This is a genomic window from Bacillus sp. 105MF (assembly GCF_000374885.1).
Classification (GTDB): Bacteria; Bacillota; Bacilli; order Bacillales; family Bacillaceae_G; genus Bacillus_A; species Bacillus_A pseudomycoides.
Genome location: NZ_KB895578.1, coordinates 82,847 through 100,479 on the forward strand (window position 1 = coordinate 82,847; position 17,633 = coordinate 100,479).

Consider the following 17,633-nt stretch of genomic DNA (forward strand, 5'->3'; position numbering starts at 1 on the left):
TCACTAAAAAATATTCTCCTCTAGAAAAATTAGAAAAAGACATTGATACATCCAATGTCTTTTTCTAATTTTTTACATAACATCCTACAAAATAAACTTTGTAATATCTTTTACTTCTTTTCGAGCAAGTTTCTTCGGTTTATCTTTTGGATACCCTAGCGAAATTACCATATTAATTTGTTTCTCAGGATCAATCTGTAAATATTGTCGCAGTTCATTTTGAGCTAATAACACCGGCCCTGTCATCGGGCAGGTCCCAAGACCTCTTGCATATGCTGCTAACATTAAATTTTGCGCAGCTAAACAACTACTCTTAATCCCCTCTTCTTCCCATACTGAATCTGGAACGAAGTCAATTGGATCAAATATCTTTTCACGAAACTTTGACTCATATGGTGTAGCTAAACATACGATTAAAGCCGGTGCATCAGAAAAAGCAGTTGCATATGGTCCAAACGAACGCGTAAGTAATTTGCCTGCTTTTTCTTCTCCTTTTTCCGTTGCTTTTTCAGCCAATTTATGTAAAGCATCCCATGTCATTTTCTCAATTTCTTTAATTTTATTCCGATTCATAATAACAATAAATTCCCACGTTTGTGAGTTCGTATCGCTTGGAGCATAACGAGCACAATCAATAATTTCCTCTATGTCACCAATAGATACTTCTTGTTCTGTAAACTTCCGAACACTGCGTCGTCCGTGAATTACTTCTTTAAATGCTTCATAATTCATATACATAAAATCCCCTTTTATAGCGTTTTCAAAAATTGTCCTATGCTTAATTATATCACGAAAAAAAGCTGGAGGAATACCAGCTTCATTTTCCTTGCGCATTCAATTTATTACTTTAAAGGTAGCGATGCTTTCTTCATAAGCTTCTTGTAACTTCCTTGTAACAGGTCCCCGTTCACCATTACCAAATGATTCGTCTCCAATTTGAATGACAGGGAGTATTTCAAGGGGTGTTGCTGTAAAGAAGCATTCATCTGCCTCGTATACTTCTTGTAATGAAAACCCTCGCTCTTCTACTTCAATATGTAGAGCTGTTGCTAATGAAATGACATGATGACGAGTAATTCCATGTAAAATAAGTTGATCCGCTGGGTGCGTAATCACTTTATTATTTTTTATAATAAAGAAATTCGAATGGCATCCTTCTGTTACAATTCCATCTCGAACTAATATCGCTTCTTGATACCCTTCTTCATTAATTTTATTCTTAATCATAATATTAGGAAGAAGATTTAAAGATTTGATATGGCAAAACTTCCAGCGAATATCCTCTTCCACTGTTACTTTTATTCCCTTTTCCATTAGAGATAGCGGTCTCGGGAATGAAACAATGTTTGCAAAACAAGTTGGCTCTAGATTTGATTCATATACATGATTTCGTGGCTGCATGCCTCTTGAAATTTGAATATACACATTCCCATCTTCTTGAAATTGATTTTTCTCAATTAATTGCTGAAGTTGTTCAATTAATTCTTCTTTTGTAAAAGGTGGAACAAGATGAATTTCCTTCATAGATTTAAAGAATCTTTCTAAGTGTAAATCTAGTAGGTGAGGTTTCCCATTATATAAACGAAACACTTCATATATACCATCACCAAATTGTAAACCTCGCTCTTCTAATGCAACCATTGGCTGTTCTTCCTTCATATTCACAATTCTTCCATTAAACAAAATCCAATCTTTATGAACACCTGTTGTCATATTACCACTCCTTTCCTAATAATTATTTTCATTTTACAACTTATTTGCACTTAATAGTGATGATTTTTCAGTTATTTAAGAATATAAAAACACATCACAATTTAATAGTGATGTGTTTTTATAGGTTATTTACTTATTTCAGAAAGTATTTTTCAATATCATCCAACATAAGATTTGCCGCTTTAATGCCGCCTGCTGTATTCCAAATAACTTCATCTACTTCGAATACTTTATTATTTTTGGAAGCTTGTAGCTGTTTAAAGAGTGGGTCTTCTGTCCATTCTTTCGCTATCGTATTTCCTTCATTATTTTTATTAGCATCTTTATCAGATGTGAAATAGAATAAATAGTCTCCATCCATATTTGGAATTTGCTCTTTTGTAACACCTTTTATCGCAAAATCATCCTTATCTTGAAGTGGTGGCCTCTTAAATCCGATATCTTGCAAAACAATACCAGAGAATGAATTCTTTTGATAAATACGAACATCACCTGGAACGAAACGAATGATAGAAACTTTAGATACTATTTTATCTCCTAGTTTCTCTTTTATCGCTTCAATACGCTTCTTATAATCATCCAGCGCTTTTTGACCTTCTTTTTCTTTATTTACGGCTTTTGTGTATAACGTAAAGTTTTCTTTCCAATCCCCGCGTAGTGTTTCAGCATAAACAGTAGGTGCAATCTCTTTTAATTGTTCATATACTTTTTCATGACGCATCTTATTCCCAATAATTAAATCAGGCTTTAATTCCATAATCGCCTCTAAATTAACGTCACGCTCAGTTCCTACAACTTTTGTATCTTTCAATTCTTTTGCTAAATGCGGATACCATTCTTCACCAGCTCTTGGTTTTGTAGAACCAACCGGTGTAACTCCTACCGCTAAAAGTGCCTCGGCACCTTCATTTGTTAGGACAACAACTCTTTTAGGTATTCCTTTAATCGTTGTTTCCCCCATCGCATGCTTAATTACATACGATTCTTTTCCTTCTGCTGCTGTATTCGTTTCTTTCTTCTCTTCTTTTCCACATCCTGCAATCATAACCGTTAACATTACAATGCAGAGAATAAAGATATTTTTAGTTCGGGTCATATGTCCTCCTAGATGAAATTGATTATCATTAACATTTTAAAGATTAATGTATTGACTAAAAGTTGTCAATATATTTTTAAAATTTTTCTAAAATATGTTCTCTCAACTATTCCAACATGTATACAATTTCATCCTACCGATAAACATGGAAAATGAACAGGCATACAAAAGTAATTGTCACTTCAATCAATGCATAACACATGTTTTGACTTGCCCTTTTCGACACGAATTGCATAGCTATTACAATGATAAGTCCAATTAGCATGTTTATAATTTTAATATATTATTTCCTCACAAAAAGCCCTCCCTCTAAGTTCTTCTGTTTGCAAGACATTCAAGGCAGGGTGTCATTCAATTCCATTATTAATCTTTTATATTTTAATATTGATCATATTTGATATAAGATGGATCATTATATATCCACTGATTTCCTCCTAGGTTTAGCCAACTGTTTTGGTTTGCGTATACTAAATAGGATTCTGGAGAATTTAACTGACGAATCACTGAAGACGATGTTGATGGACCGCTTCTTAAATTCACATTCGTCCCTCGAATATTCGCCACTCCAATCGGACTTCCATCACTATTTCCGTATTTCACATAATCAATATACGATGGATCATTATATATCCATTGGCCTGCCCCTAAATCTAGCCAACCGTTACTTTCCTGATAAACTACATACGATTCTGGAGAATTTAACTGACGAATCACTGAGGATGATGTTGATGGGCCGCTTCTTAAATTCACGTTCTTTCCTCGAATATATGCTACACCTTTTGTTTGAGGAGCTGGACTTGGCGGTTCTGGATTTGGTGGGTTTGGATTTGCCGTTAATCCTAAGATTACAGCAATTCCTCTTGCATATGCTTGGCATAAATCTTCTATAAACTGCGGATTTTTTAATAAATTTGCATCAAATGTTGTATCAATAAAAGCTGTTTCTGTTAATAAAGCATCCATAGCTGTTTCCCTTAGTACTGCATAATTTGCATTTTTTGCACCACGATCACGCAAACCGTATTTCGTTAAAACAGGATTAACTGCCACATGCATCTTTTGTTGCTTGGCTGCTGCAGAACTGCTATCTGATAGTCCATTATAAATATAACTTTCAAAACCTGTTCCACCGCCACTATTAATATGAAATGAGATGAAAAAATCTGCTCCGAAAGAATTAGCAATATTTGCACGTTCTGATAATGAGATAAAGACATCACTATCGCGCGTCATCTTAATATTAATTGCATAATTTGCAAGTAAAATATCTCGAACACGCTTAGCAATTTGAAGTGTTAGATTTTTTTCAACCAAACCGTTTCCAACAGCACCGGAATCGTATCCGCCATGACCTGCATCTATAACTAGCTTCATATACCATTTCCTTTCTATATTTAATAGAGCTTATATTTATGCTCGTCCTATTTTATGTACAACATAAAAATTTGGTTACAAAACAAACAAAAAAACCACCTTATGTAAGGCGATTTCCATCATCTCGATTGAGCCAATTTAAAATAAATATGTACGACTGATAATGAACATGCCGTATACAAAACAAACAAAATAGAATAGCCATTCCACTGCCACTATATATTAAGCCAAACTTCAAAAAAATGTTCAACATTGGTGGAAAATGGATTGCATTTTGTAATACATACAAAGTAAAAAACAGAATAAAAAATACCGGAATGTATTGCCATTCATACGGTTTACGCTTTTTACGCATCATTTTCCGGATGAAAATTTGGCATAGTTCTGCTCCTATAAAACAACTCCCTATTAGTAAAAAACCAGACGTCATCGTCATACATCCACCTGCCTTATATTCATTTCTTTCCTTAGTTAACTTCTTTCCTTTTAGAAGCGTTTTATGTACATTTCACCGTTCCATATAAAGCCGAGTCCCTCTATAAAAGATTTAGCTTGTTTAGTTAGATCCCCTTGTAACACCTTGATATCTTTCATATCTCTACTCTTCATCATTTCTTCAAATGTAAAATAAGTGTTCGTTCCATATCCGTAACCTTGATAATCAAAATGAATTATTAAATTAGATAATATAGCACGCTCACCTTGAACGGTATAATCAATTACACCAATATATGTATCATCAATTTTTATACAATATTGAACTTCCTTTATATTCAAACCATTAGAAACAAACATTTCTTCAACAACTTTTTTTGTTTCTGTATTCACTTTTTCAAACGTAATCATATTTTGTCCATCCTTTTATTATTATTGTATCAACTACAATACGTATTTATGAAAAAAACCTTAAGATCGTATGCAATCTTAAGGTTTTCTTATTTATCCCACTATTGGTGGGATAATAATCAGTGGCGGATGCCAGTTTCACTTTATACTAAGCTATACGCACGCTTTGTTTCTTCATGAAACTCATTTGTATCATATTTATGCTCAACATAAATTTGGTGCCATACCATAAATGCAAGTACTGTCCAAATTTTACGGCTATAATCGCCTTTATCTGCACAATGTGCTTCCAGTAAGTTTAATACATACTGTTTGTCGATTAAATGCTCTGTTTTGCTTTCTTTAATAATATTAACAGCCCAGTTATGCATTTCATCTTTTAACCAATGACGAATTGGTACAGGGAATCCAAGCTTTTTACGATCTAACACGTGATCCGGAACGATTCCGCGCACTGCTTCACGTAAAATTGCTTTTGTTGTTCCATTTGCGATTTTTAATTCTGTTGGAATTTTAGACGCAACGTCAAACACTTCTTTATCTAAGAATGGCACACGAAGTTCTAATGAATTTGCCATCGTCATTTTATCAGCTTTTAATAAAATGTCGCCGCGTAGCCATGTGAACATATCGATGTATTGCATTTTGCTTACATCATCATAATCTTTAATTTCATTATACAATGGCTTCGTGATATCCATATAGTTAACACTTTCATTATAATACTTCATTAACTCAGCTTTTTCTTCTTCACGGAAGATTTTCGCATTACCATAGTAGCGTTCTTCAATTGGTGTACATCCACGTTCTAAGAAGCTTTTCCCTTTAAATCCTTCTTTTAATGCTCCACTTAATGCTTTTAAGACACTTTTTCCTGGAGTAGGAATATAAGAGAACATTTTTAACGAGTTTGGTTCACGATAAATATTATATCCGCCAAATAGCTCGTCCGCACCTTCACCAGAAAGAACTACTGTTACATGCTTACGCGCTTCTTTTGCTACAAAGTACAACGGTACAGCAGCTGGATCAGCTAAAGGATCATCCATATGCCAAATAATTTTTGGGAATTCGTTCATGAATTCTTTCGCTGTAATGAAGACACTATGGTTTGTAACGCCTAACTTTTCTGCCGTTTCTTTTGCTACATCAACTTCACTAAAGCCGCGGCGTTCGAAACCAACAGAGAATGTTAGAAGATTTGGATTCATTTCTCTTGCGATAGACGCAATGATAGATGAATCGATACCACCAGATAAGAATGAACCTACTGGTACATCACTACGCATATGAACTTTTACAGAATCATACAATACGTCGCGAATCGCTTGAATGTGCTCCTCTTTTGTCGCACTTGAAGCATTGAAATATGGTTTCCAGTAGCGATGAATTTCCATCTCTTTACCGATTTCTTTTACGAAATAATGACCAGGTTCGATTTTATTAATATCAACAGTTAATGTTTCTGGTTCTGGTCCATATTGATACGTAAAGTAATGTTGCAGAGAAGTTGGATTTACCCCTTTATCTTGCATAACATGCATGATACTTTTCTTTTCAGATGCAAAGAATGTTGTATCACCTTGCTGCGCGATATATAGCGGCTTAATACCGAAGTGGTCACGTGCACCGAAAAGTTTCTTTTCTTCACGATCCCAAATCATAAATGCAAACATACCACGTAGGTAATCTACACATTTCTCTTTCATGTGTGCATACAATGCGATAATAACTTCTGTATCAGATTGCGTTGCAAATGTTGCACCTTTTTCAAGTAGCATTTCACGTAATTCTACATAGTTGTAAATTTCACCATTAAAAATAATTACATATCGATCATTTTCATAAGTTAGCGGCTGATGTCCTGCCTCTAAGTCAATGATACTTAAACGGCGGAAGCCAAATTGTACATGTTCATCACGAAAATATCCCTCGTCATCTGGACCACGGTGGAAAATAATCGTATTCATATTTTCAAATTGATGTTTTTCTGTTTCTGAAAACTCTCTAGGGTTTTCACATAAACATCCTACAAAACCACACATACTTCTTACCCTCTTTCAGTTTTCATTCTGTTTCTATACTACTATATCAACCCTATTTATACTAGCATAATCAACTCGATATGGCGATAAAAACTATAAAAAAATCACTCCATTTCACATTTTACCCAATTTTTTTGTGCAAACATGAAAAATAGGCACTCACATTTGCACACATTTGTCATATGATATTGCAAATTGATTTCTAGGAGGCAAAAACATGAGTGATGAAAAAAAAGAATCTTCGTCTCGTCCACCAATTCGTAGTTACTTAAAACAAATTGATGATTTTTTTGAACAAACGCCATTACGTGATGTAATTGCGGATATGAATCACTTTTTTCAAAAAGGAAACCGCTTATTAACATTCCCTGTCGACCTATATGAAACTGGAGAAGAACTGGTCATAAAAGCAGAACTCCCGGGCGTTCAAAAGGAACAAATCCAAATAGAAATTCAAAGTGAATACTTAAAAATCTCTGTTACTGAAGAAATCATGGAAGAAACAAAAGATGAAGTTTCACATAATTACTATCGCCGTGAGCGATCCATGTCAGGTGCTTCTCGCATGATTAAGCTTCCATATCTAATTAAGAAAAAAAGTGCAAAAGCTTCCTATCAAAATGGTATTTTAGAAATCCGCGCTCAAAAACTTCCACAACAGCACGATATTTTATCCATAGATTAACCATTATATATATATTTTCCATATCCAAAAAGAAGGATGCCCAGCATCCTTCTTTTATTTCAAGAGTCGCTCCATATCACGTAAAATGTCTTCGTACGGTGTCTTACTAATTCCACTGTATTGCTTCATTACTTTTCCTTCTTGATCAACTAAGAAGAACGATGTTCCATGGATGACTTGACCATTTTCCGGTTTATCTACTAACGTTTGGAAATTATCCTTTGCAAATTTTTTCACATCTTCTAATGAGTACCCTGTTAGCAAATTCCAATTTTTCGTATCATCTGTGAACTTTTGTATAAATGCTTTCAAATTCTCTGGTTTATCCACTTCAGGATCTACACTAAACGAAACGAATTGAACATCTAATTTTTTCTCTTTCGCCATCTTTTGTAGCTTTGCCATATTAGCAGTCATTGGTGGACAAACCGTTTGACAATTGGTAAACATAAAGTCAGCCACCCATACTTTCCCTTTTAAATCTTTTGTTCCAAACTTTTTACCATCTTGATTTATGTATTGAAAAGTTTCTAAATCCCAATTTAATGGTTTACGGAGTTTTGATCCTGAGCCGCATCCTGCAAGTATAAAGAAGCAAAAAACAACTATGAGACCAATCAGCTTTTGATAACGCTTCATTTTCAAACCTCTCTTCTCTTTTCTAAATTTATGTATGACATGTTTATCATAACAAAAGTAAACACTATGAGAAAATTGTTTATCCAATTTGTTCACGAAATCGTACGAATTTAGGTATGTTACTTCCTATTTTCGAGCGAATTACTAGACAACTGTTTCATTGTTTACTAAAATTATCTCCTTCCCGTCTCTTTACACAATAATTTTCAATAAGTCACTCGCTTTGTAAAGATATCCACACTATTTTTTACAATTTTTTAATCGTTAATCAATTTCCCTCACTTTTTTCCTTTACAACATTTCGATACAATACAACTACAAAGATTTTAAATGAGGTGATGTTCATGGCAAAGCGCTATGAAAATATGGATAATGTTAGTACAAAAAAACCACTTCGTTCTTTTTTACGTTGGCGTAAAGAACGAAAACAAAACAAAAAAGATTTTTCTTATCTAGTAGAACAATCACCTGTAAAGAGTAGCCAGTTTTTACGAACGAACACTGAAAAAACAACAATTACATGGATAGGTCACTCAACATTCCTTATACAAACAAACGGGCTCAACATTTTAACAGATCCAGTATGGTCAAAGAAAATAAAGCTTGTACCGAGGCTAACGAATCCCGGCCTTACATTACAGGAATTACCTAAGATTGATATTGTCCTCATTTCACACGGTCATTATGACCATTTGGACTTTTCTACACTTCGTCTATTGAATTCAGATGTTCTATACTTAGTACCTACTGGATTAAAAAAGTTATTTACAAGAAAAAAGTTTATGCGAGTAGAAGAATATAACTGGTGGGAATTCACAAAAATTAATGATGTAGCATTTCACTTCGTACCGGCGCAGCACTGGACAAGAAGATCATTGTTTGATATGAATACTTCCCACTGGGGTGGATGGGTTATCGATAATAGCACAACAGATGAAACAATTTACTTTTGTGGTGATAGTGGCTATTTCCAAGGGTTTAAAGAAATTGGCAACCGATTTTCTATTGATATCGCCTTAATGCCTATTGGTGCATATGAACCAGAATGGTTTATGAAAGTATCACATGTTTCCCCCGAGGAAGCAGTGCAAGCCTTTTTAGATGTAAAAGCAACGCATTTCATTCCAATGCATTACGGTACATTTGCACTTGCTGATGAGACACCTAGAGAAGCTATTACCCGACTTCGTAACAACTGGAATTTACGTATGTTACCTTGGGAACAACTTCACGTATTATTTCTTGGTCAAACGTATTTTCCAGAAAAAATGCCCTCTGAGGAAAAAGAATCCATAAAGGAACACGCAAAATTATAAATCCCTTTCCCCTTTTATGCATATTATAAACTAAGGCTTTAATGAACTGCTGATTTTCTGTTCATATAAGAACCGATAAAAGGAGAAAGGAATATTATTATATGAGGGAGTATTTACAACGACGCTTTATGATTTCAATAAACGCCATCATCACGATTATCATCGTCTATTACAATCAGTTATAACATCTTAATTAATAGAACTTCTTCCCCACTCCTAAATAGTCTCATTCATTTAAAATGTTGCTGTAGATGAAAAGATAAAAAGAGCTACCCTCAAGTAGCTCTTTTTCTATTCAGCAAAATATGAAAATCCGATTGCCCCTACACCAGTGTGTGTGCTAATTATAGGCGTTGTGTAAAAAATTTCCGTTTGTGTAAATCCACTAATTTTTTCAACTGCTTCTTTCATTTTTTGCGCTAACGGTAATGCTTTCGCATGTGGTACAGCTACCGCCTTTACTGTTTTACCAGCTATATCTTCCTCAAACATTTTTATCAATGTTTTCACAATTTGACCTTTGCTGCGTACCTTCGCAACAGGATTATATACACCATCATCAATACTTGCAATTGGCTTAATGTTTAATAAAGATCCGATCATAGCTGTTCCTTTTCCAATCCGACCGCCTTTTACAAGGTTTTCTAACGTATCAACAACTACAAATAGACGAGTATTTTTACGAACTTCTTCAACACGCTTTAAAATATCCTCCAAAGAACGTTCTTCCTTCGCCATTTTTGCTGCTTCAATTACTTGATACGATAAAGCATGCGTAATAAACAATGAGTCTACCACTGTAACTTTCGTATCTGTCATCGTTGCTGCAGTATTAGCTGTTGCAACTGACCCACTTAAACCATGCGTTAAGTGAATGGAAAGAACTTGGCTACCGTCCTCCCCTAAACGATCATACATTTCAACAAACGATCCGACTGCTGGCTGTGATGTTTTTGGTAATTCTTCTGATTTTTGCATTTCTTCAATAAATTCATCCGGCTGTAAATCTACACGATCTAAGTATGTTTTTCCATTTACAGAAATCGACAATGGAATAACATGAATATCATATTTTTGAATCACATCTTGTGATAAATCCACCGTTGAGTCTGTAACAATTTTAATTTTTTGCATATTTTACTTCTTCCCTTTCCAATACGCTCTCCTTGTTATTATACTAGTATTCACAATGCTTTCAACAGTTTGAAGTGATTTTCGACAAATTTCTTTGACTTTTATGTCTAAAAAGAAAATGACAGAGCTTATTTGCTCTGTCTCTATTTTAGACTATGCATTTTTTTCAAGCGAGTTTGTTTGATATACATTTGAATAATCATTCCACTTTAAGCAACTTTGTAAATATTCGCGAAAAGAGTATGAGAATCTCGGTTGTTTTTGTTTTTGAATTTTAGCAATAAATAGTTGAAGACGTGACTGAATTAGAAATGCTAATGGGTGTTGTGCTTGTAGGACAGGGATTTCAAATATTTTGATACAATTCCCTGTTGAATGAGTGAAATAAAAACTTTTCATAATCACGATATCAATCCTCTTTTTTATTGGATTTATAACTTCAGTATAAACTTACACTAGTGAAAAGTTTGTCTAAATTTCGGAGATTCTATAATTTTTTTCTTCTTTATATTGTATACAGTTATAAGTATAGTATAACAAATAAATAAAAAAAGTGCCTTTATAATGAGGCACTTTTTGATTCTGTATTCATTTCTCTTTTTATTTTCCTCTTATACACAAACTTTGATGCTGTAATACTTAATTCATAAATTACAAGAAGTGGTATCGCTACTGAAAAATCAGAAATAAAGTCTGGCGGTGTAATACAAACAGCAATTACAATTAAAATAAAATACGCATATCTTCTCACCTTTTGTAGTGCTATTGGATTAAGAACACCTATACTAGTTAAAAACATCGTAACGACAGGAAGTTCAAATATCACAGCAAATGGTACTGTCATATTCATCACAAACGAAAAATACTTATCCGTCGTAAACATTGTCTGAAACATATCATCACCAAGACTCATTAAAAATTGCAAAATAAATGGTAAAATCAGAAAATAGCCGAAGCAAAGTCCTCCAATAAATAATAGAAATAATGCCGGAATATACAGAATTGTCATTTTACGCTCATGTTCATGTAGAGCTGGTTTTACAAATAACCAAATTTGTAAAGCTGCAACTGGTATTGTACATACAATTGAAAAGACAGCTGCAATCACAAAATAAATCCATAAAATATCACTTGGACCTAAAACAGTTAATTTCATATTTAAATCTTTTACGATAAAATTATATATTTCTTTCGTAAATGAAAAGCCAATGACAATAAAAATCAGAAACGTCAGCGCTGTTATAATGAGTCGCTTTCTTAACTCTCCAAGATGCTCTATGACACTCATCTCTTGATTGTCCACTCTTATCACCACATTCCCCACTCGCTATATACCATAGAAACAAAATAACCTAGTGAAATTTATTTCTTTTCTTCCGTATCATCATGCAAACCCTTTGCAGACTTTTTAAACTCTTTTAATGTTTCCCCAAAAGCTCGTCCAATTTCAGGTAACTTTTTTGGACCGAAAATAATTAAAGCGAGTACTAAAATTAATATTAAACCCGGAACCCCAATATTTGGCATATGACTTCCCCCTTAATCTCACTTAATTTTATTTTGTCAAAAAATTTTGTAAACGTCAATGCATCTATTAGCTTTTGTCAAAAAAATTCGAAAATATAATCACTTAAACAATTTTCATTTTCTATTTCTTATGTATATGATATGGTAAAGGAAATTACACCTTACTTCATCAAACATGAAAGGAATCAAATTATGACTCAAAAAATAACACGAATGACGCAATTCGTAAAAGAGGAAATTGCCAATGCGATTACCCATGGCATCGGTGCCATTTTAAGCATTCCTGCATTAATAATACTAATTATGCATGCATCAAAGCATGGTACTGTATCTGCTATTGTTGGATTTACAGTTTACGGCGTGAGCATGTTTCTACTATATTTGTTTTCTACGCTATTACATAGCATCCACCACCCGAAAGTAGAAAAATTATTTACGATTTTAGATCACTCGGCCATCTATCTCTTAATTGCCGGCACGTATACACCATTCTTACTAATTACTCTAAGAGGGCCACTCGGCTGGACATTACTTGCAATTATTTGGACGCTGGCCATCGGTGGAATTATTTTCAAAATTTTCTTTGTACGCCGTTTTATTAAAATGTCAACACTGTGCTATATCATTATGGGCTGGCTCATTATCGTCGCTATTAAACCACTTTATGAAAATTTAACCGGGCATGGATTTTCACTATTGTTAACCGGTGGGATCCTATATTCAGTAGGGGCTATATTTTTCCTTTGGGAAAAGCTGCCCTTCAACCATGCAATTTGGCACCTTTTTGTATTAGGTGGTAGTGCAATGATGTTCTTCTGCGTCTTGTTTTATGTATTGCCTGTTGCATAAAAAAGTCTCAGCTTTTCAAGCTGAGACTTTTTTTATTACTTATGTAATTGAGCCGCAATAATATCTTTCGTATGCTGCGTTAATTCTTTTATATCCATACTTGCATATTGCTCAGGTGTAATTGGTTTAGAAATGGTTACTGTTGCATGAGCAGGCTTCATGCGATTTCCATTCGCCTCAAACATCTTATATGTTCCGTCTACAGTTACTGGTAAAATAGCTACTCCGGCTTTTACAGCAAGATGAAAACTTCCTGCTTTAAACTCCCCCATTTCGCCCGCCTTACTGCGCGTTCCTTCTGGGAAAATTACGATAGAATGTCCATTCTTTAAAAGTTCAATTCCATCTTTAATAGCTTGGAGCGACTGACGACGATTACTACGATCCATAAACACACAATTCATCAATTCCATCCAAGTTGGTACAATCGGAAATTTTTTAATTTCTGCTTTTGAAACAAACCCAATCGGTTTATTCAAGTACCCAAGTAAAACTGGAATATCCATATCACTTTGATGATTACTTACAACAAGGACCGGTTTATCTTTCGGCACATTTTCAATTCCATTTACTTGTACAGTCGACCCAGCTACACGAACCATTTTCTTACCAAACCAGTTTGTTGTTTTATACACGAGGCGATCTTTCTCTTGTGGCGACATTGTCTGTGCTTTTCGTTTTATACGCCATAATCTCGGTGTAATACCAATTACAATTACAATTAAATAAAAGATTTTAAAAAACGTTTGAATCATATAGAACCCCCACTTATTCTCATTCCGTCCTTCATTATACTAGACAAACGAAGGAAAAAGAAGAAAAAATGTCCAAACGACAAGCGTTTGGACATTTTTGAGTTTTCTATATTAGAAACGTTTTGCTAATTCGCGAGCATTTGCAATTGCCGCTTCTTTAATTTCTGGTGCTTTTTCAGGGTTTGCATTCATACCTTCAACCGCAAGGTAGTCTACATCAGATATACCCATAAATCCTAATACTGCATTTAAGTGCTTGCGGCCAAAGTCCATTGCTGCGTATGGTCCTTCAGAGTAAACGCCACCTGTAGCTTGAATGTGAAGTGCTTTTTTCCCTTCTAGTAAACCAACTGGTCCGTTTTCAGTATATTTAAAAGTTTTACCTGCGATAGACAAGTTATCCAAGTATGCTTTTACTACTGGTGGATAACTGAAGTTCCACATTGGCGTTACAAACACATAACGATCTGCATTCATAAATGTTTCTAAGTTTGTATTCATTGCTGCAATTTTTTGTTGTTGGCTTTCGCTTAACGTTTCAAAGCCTTCACCTGCTGCAAATTTACCCCAAGCTGTAAATACTTCTGCATCAATTGCTGGTACAGTTGTGTTAAATAGATCAATTGTTACCACTTCATCTTGTGGATGTTCATTTTTATATGCTTCAATGAATGATTCCCCTACTGCCATACTGAAAGATGCTTCTGCTGAATTTGGATTTGCTGTAATAAATAGTACTTTTGTCATTTTTATTCTCTCCCTTAATAATTATCTTTAATTTGAGATTTTAATAAAAAAGTAAATAACTTACCTTATGTAAGTATAATACAAAAACATTCTTTTTCTGTCAATAAAAAATAGCTACTTTTTTTTCGTAAGTAGATAATTCTCCTATCTCCATTTCATTGAATATTCACATTTCATTATTCAATCTTCACGAAAAAAGCTATCTCCTTTTTTAAGGAGATAGCTTTTTCCTAAGTATTACTTTTGAAAAACATGTTTCACTTTTTCACCAGGTACGTTACTTCCACCCCGGCCTTTTACATCTTCAATCATCATCGTAACAATCATATTGGGTGAATTTACATCAAAAGCAGCGAACCATCCAAGTTCTTTTCCATCTGCTTCCTTCGACTCTTTTAACTCAGCTGTTCCCGTTTTTCCAGCGAGAGTCATACCGTCAATCTTAGCAATTTTCCCTGTACCATCTTCATCATTAATTACTTTTGTTAACGCATTTTTTAATATATCTTGGTTCCCTTTAGAAATCACATTTTCTTTCCAAGGTTTAACTTGTTTATCATCTTTAATAAGATGTGGAGATGGTATATTCCCTTCATTTACAATCGGTGCATACGTTAATGCCAAATGAAGAGGCGTCATTAATACTTGGCCTTGTCCATACCCTGTATCAGCCATTTGAATATCATTTTTAATGCCATCTTTTGCAATTTTTGAAACCGGGAATGGATATTCAATTGGTAACTTTTCATCGAATCCAAATTTCTTTGCTTCACTCATAAATTTATCTTTCCCAATTTTTATTGCTTGTTGTGCAAAGTAAATGTTATCAGAAAACTTCATTGCTTTATCAAAATCAATTGGACTTGCATCTTTTACACGTGTTACATAATAATTTCCCCATGAAGAATCTTTTGTCCATTGTAATCCTTCAATTTTCAATTCCTCTTTTGGATCAATTGTTTTCGTTTCAAGACCAATCGCACCTGTAATTGCTTTAAATACAGAACCTGGTGCCGATGCTTGTGTAAAGCGATTTGTCATTGGCTTTTTCGGATCATTATTCCATGCTTCACGTTGTGTTTTTGATGCACCCCTTACTATTACATTCGGGTTGTACGCAGGGCTACTCACAAGTGCAATTGTTTCACCAGTCTGCGGATTTATCGCTGCACTTGAACCAGCTTCTCCCTTCATTTCGTTAAAGATTTTTTCCTGAATTGTACTATCAATTGTTAACGTAACATTTTCTCCATCTTTTGCTTCAATTTTAGCTAATTCTTTTTTCTCTTTTCCTTGTGCATCCTCCATGAAGACACGGCCACCTTTTTTACCACGTAGCTTCTCTTCAAATACTTGCTCCAAACCAGCTTTTCCAACTGGGTCATCTGCCTGATATCCTTTTTTCTGTAAATCCTTTAAATCTTCTGCATTCACTTTCCCCATATATCCTGTTAAATGAGCAGCAGCCTCTCCCAATGGATATGTACGAACATTGACTTGTCGAGTCGTTACACCGTCTAAAGAAATATAATCATTTTGCGTTGCACCTTCTTGTAAAATCCCAATTGGTACAAATGAATCTGGTTTAATCCATTTTGCCGCAAGCTTTTGATCTATCTCTTCTACAGACATATTCAGCAACTTTCCAATTGTTTCCTTTGTCTGTGGTGCAGCCTCTCCTAGTTTACCTGGAATGATGCCAATTTCATTTGCTCTTCCATTCGTTGCAAGTCCTTTTCCATTACGATCATATATCTCCCCACGCTTCGCTTGAAACGTTTGCATACGTACTTTACTGTCTTTTGTCATGCCTGGAAAAATAAAATCTGGAGTCCAGTCTATTTTCCAAGATTCTTTATCTCCATCTTTCTCTTTCACAAGCTTTGCTTCGTGAGAAAAGGAAATTTTCCCACCAACTGTATCCATACTCACATTAAAAGGAACTGGCCCTTTATCTTCTTTATCCTCTTTTACTTTTCCTGTTTCTATCTTTAGATTTTTAACCTCAATACCCGCATAAATCTTTTCATACTTCTCTGTAAAATCTTTTTTTGAAATAGATTTTTTTGCATCTTCTGACAATTGATCATACATATCTGCAAATTTTTGCTTATTCCACGCTTTTGCATATGTATCAAATGCTTGTTCTGGCTTTTCTTCTTTACCACATCCTACTAGCATGAGTGTGAAGCAAAGAAAAAGCAATCCCCATAGTTTTTTCAACCGATTCTCCTCCTTTAGTTAAGCAAAGAAATAATAAATATAAATCTGTCTTTTATGGATTTTTCCTAAGCTACTAAAACTTACAACCTCTACCATTATATCATCAAAAAAGTTCATTCATAAAGTTTTATCTTATTATCCAAATAAAAAGATTGATGTGAACATACACATCAATCTTTTTATGATTATTTTTGTTTTTCATATATGTGATAGTAATATGTGTACGGATTCTTTTCATCCGTAACACCTTTTTCCACAAAAACTTCTTTCCACTCTTTCATATTCATTTCTGGGAAGAATGTATCTCCTTCAAATGAATGGTGAATCTTTGTTATATAAAGCTTGTTCACATATGGTAAGAACAATTCGTAAATTTGCGCTCCACCAAAAATAAAAATTTCTTCTTCATTTTTACATAACTCAAATACTTCTTCTACTGACTGCGCAATTTCACAGCCTTCTACATGATAATTCATATTGCGCGTTACGATAATATTTCGTCTTCCTGGAAGTGGTCTTCCAATCGCTTCATAGTTTTTTCTCCCCATAATAAGTGGGTGACCCATTGTTGTCTTCTTAACATATTGCAATTCACTTGGTAAATGCCACGGTAATTTATTATCCTTACCGATGACTTTATTTTCATCCATTGCGACCATAAATGAAATAATCATATTTTCATCT

At 34.3% G+C, this 17,633-nt stretch carries 19 protein-coding genes; 3 read left to right on the plus strand and 16 right to left on the minus strand.

What is annotated here, in order from left to right:
* Positions 1–84: 84 nt before the first annotated feature.
* The 7 genes from C564_RS0119015 to asnB all read right to left on the minus strand — a co-directional run bounded on the left by C564_RS0119015 (position 85) and on the right by asnB (position 7,074).
* Positions 85–732 (minus strand): nitroreductase family protein, encoded by a 648-nt coding sequence (locus tag C564_RS0119015; protein WP_026008627.1) that lies wholly within the window; start codon positions 730–732, stop codon positions 85–87.
* A 102-nt stretch (positions 733–834) separates the two neighbouring features.
* The gene (gene dat / locus C564_RS0119020; protein ID WP_018766418.1) at positions 835–1,713 is read right to left on the minus strand and encodes a D-amino-acid transaminase; all 879 of its coding nucleotides are present in this window, start codon (positions 1,711–1,713) and stop codon (positions 835–837) included.
* A 133-nt stretch (positions 1,714–1,846) separates the two neighbouring features.
* A complete protein-coding gene (locus tag C564_RS0119025) occupies positions 1,847–2,809 on the minus strand; it encodes an ABC transporter substrate-binding protein (protein WP_018766419.1) in 963 nt (320 codons plus the stop codon).
* 378 nt (positions 2,810–3,187) lie between these two features.
* Complete coding sequence (locus C564_RS0119030; RefSeq protein WP_018766420.1) at positions 3,188–4,183, minus strand: N-acetylmuramoyl-L-alanine amidase; 996 nt, start codon at positions 4,181–4,183, stop codon at positions 3,188–3,190.
* 100 nt (positions 4,184–4,283) lie between these two features.
* Entirely contained in the window at positions 4,284–4,613 is a 330-nt protein-coding gene (locus tag C564_RS0119035; RefSeq protein ID WP_018766421.1) for a hypothetical protein, read from the minus strand.
* 56 nt (positions 4,614–4,669) lie between these two features.
* Positions 4,670–5,029: a GNAT family N-acetyltransferase gene (locus tag C564_RS0119040; RefSeq protein WP_018766422.1), complete on the minus strand. Its 360-nt coding sequence runs from the start codon at positions 5,027–5,029 to the stop codon at positions 4,670–4,672.
* 143 nt (positions 5,030–5,172) lie between these two features.
* Positions 5,173–7,074: an asparagine synthase (glutamine-hydrolyzing) gene (asnB, locus tag C564_RS0119045; RefSeq protein WP_018766423.1), complete on the minus strand. Its 1,902-nt coding sequence runs from the start codon at positions 7,072–7,074 to the stop codon at positions 5,173–5,175.
* A gap of 217 nt (positions 7,075–7,291) precedes the next feature.
* Here asnB and C564_RS0119050 point away from each other — a divergent pair, with 217 nt between their 5' ends.
* Positions 7,292–7,759, plus strand: coding sequence for an Hsp20/alpha crystallin family protein (locus tag C564_RS0119050; RefSeq protein ID WP_003207117.1), 468 nt, complete (start codon positions 7,292–7,294; stop codon positions 7,757–7,759).
* Between the two features lie 54 nt (positions 7,760–7,813).
* On the opposite strand, the gene C564_RS0119055 is transcribed toward C564_RS0119050, so the two are convergent.
* On the minus strand, positions 7,814–8,398 hold the full coding sequence (locus tag C564_RS0119055) for an SCO family protein (RefSeq protein ID WP_018766424.1): 585 nt from the start codon (positions 8,396–8,398) through the stop codon (positions 7,814–7,816).
* 344 nt (positions 8,399–8,742) lie between these two features.
* Between C564_RS0119055 and C564_RS0119060 the strand changes: the two genes are divergently transcribed.
* Positions 8,743–9,714 (plus strand): MBL fold metallo-hydrolase, encoded by a 972-nt coding sequence (locus C564_RS0119060; RefSeq protein WP_003197392.1) that lies wholly within the window; start codon positions 8,743–8,745, stop codon positions 9,712–9,714.
* Between the two features lie 291 nt (positions 9,715–10,005).
* Here the strand turns inward: C564_RS0119060 and C564_RS0119065 are convergent, their stop codons facing one another.
* From C564_RS0119065 to tatA, 4 genes are all read right to left on the minus strand, one after another.
* Positions 10,006–10,848, minus strand: a complete 843-nt coding sequence (locus C564_RS0119065) for a DegV family protein (protein ID WP_003197390.1) — start codon at positions 10,846–10,848, stop codon at positions 10,006–10,008.
* Positions 10,849–11,001: 153 nt separating this feature from the next.
* Positions 11,002–11,253: a DUF2535 family protein gene (locus C564_RS0119070; RefSeq protein ID WP_000605583.1), complete on the minus strand. Its 252-nt coding sequence runs from the start codon at positions 11,251–11,253 to the stop codon at positions 11,002–11,004.
* Between the two features lie 154 nt (positions 11,254–11,407).
* A complete protein-coding gene (tatC, locus tag C564_RS0119075; protein ID WP_016114704.1) occupies positions 11,408–12,136 on the minus strand; it encodes a twin-arginine translocase subunit TatC in 729 nt (242 codons plus the stop codon).
* Between the two features lie 74 nt (positions 12,137–12,210).
* Entirely contained in the window at positions 12,211–12,375 is a 165-nt protein-coding gene (gene tatA / locus C564_RS0119080) for a twin-arginine translocase TatA/TatE family subunit (RefSeq protein ID WP_001132888.1), read from the minus strand.
* 192 nt (positions 12,376–12,567) lie between these two features.
* Between tatA and trhA the strand changes: the two genes are divergently transcribed.
* Positions 12,568–13,224 (plus strand): PAQR family membrane homeostasis protein TrhA, encoded by a 657-nt coding sequence (gene trhA / locus C564_RS0119085; protein ID WP_018766426.1) that lies wholly within the window; start codon positions 12,568–12,570, stop codon positions 13,222–13,224.
* Positions 13,225–13,259: 35 nt separating this feature from the next.
* Here the strand turns inward: trhA and C564_RS0119090 are convergent, their stop codons facing one another.
* The 4 genes from C564_RS0119090 to C564_RS0119105 form a co-directional block, all read right to left on the minus strand.
* On the minus strand, positions 13,260–13,979 hold the full coding sequence (locus tag C564_RS0119090) for a lysophospholipid acyltransferase family protein (protein WP_003197382.1): 720 nt from the start codon (positions 13,977–13,979) through the stop codon (positions 13,260–13,262).
* A 111-nt stretch (positions 13,980–14,090) separates the two neighbouring features.
* Positions 14,091–14,726: an FMN-dependent NADH-azoreductase gene (locus C564_RS0119095; protein ID WP_018766427.1), complete on the minus strand. Its 636-nt coding sequence runs from the start codon at positions 14,724–14,726 to the stop codon at positions 14,091–14,093.
* Between the two features lie 237 nt (positions 14,727–14,963).
* Complete coding sequence (locus C564_RS0119100) at positions 14,964–16,949, minus strand: penicillin-binding transpeptidase domain-containing protein (RefSeq protein ID WP_018766428.1); 1,986 nt, start codon at positions 16,947–16,949, stop codon at positions 14,964–14,966.
* A gap of 185 nt (positions 16,950–17,134) precedes the next feature.
* Positions 17,135–17,623, minus strand: a complete 489-nt coding sequence (locus tag C564_RS0119105; protein WP_003197378.1) for a dihydrofolate reductase — start codon at positions 17,621–17,623, stop codon at positions 17,135–17,137.
* Between the last annotated feature and the right edge of the window lie 10 nt (positions 17,624–17,633).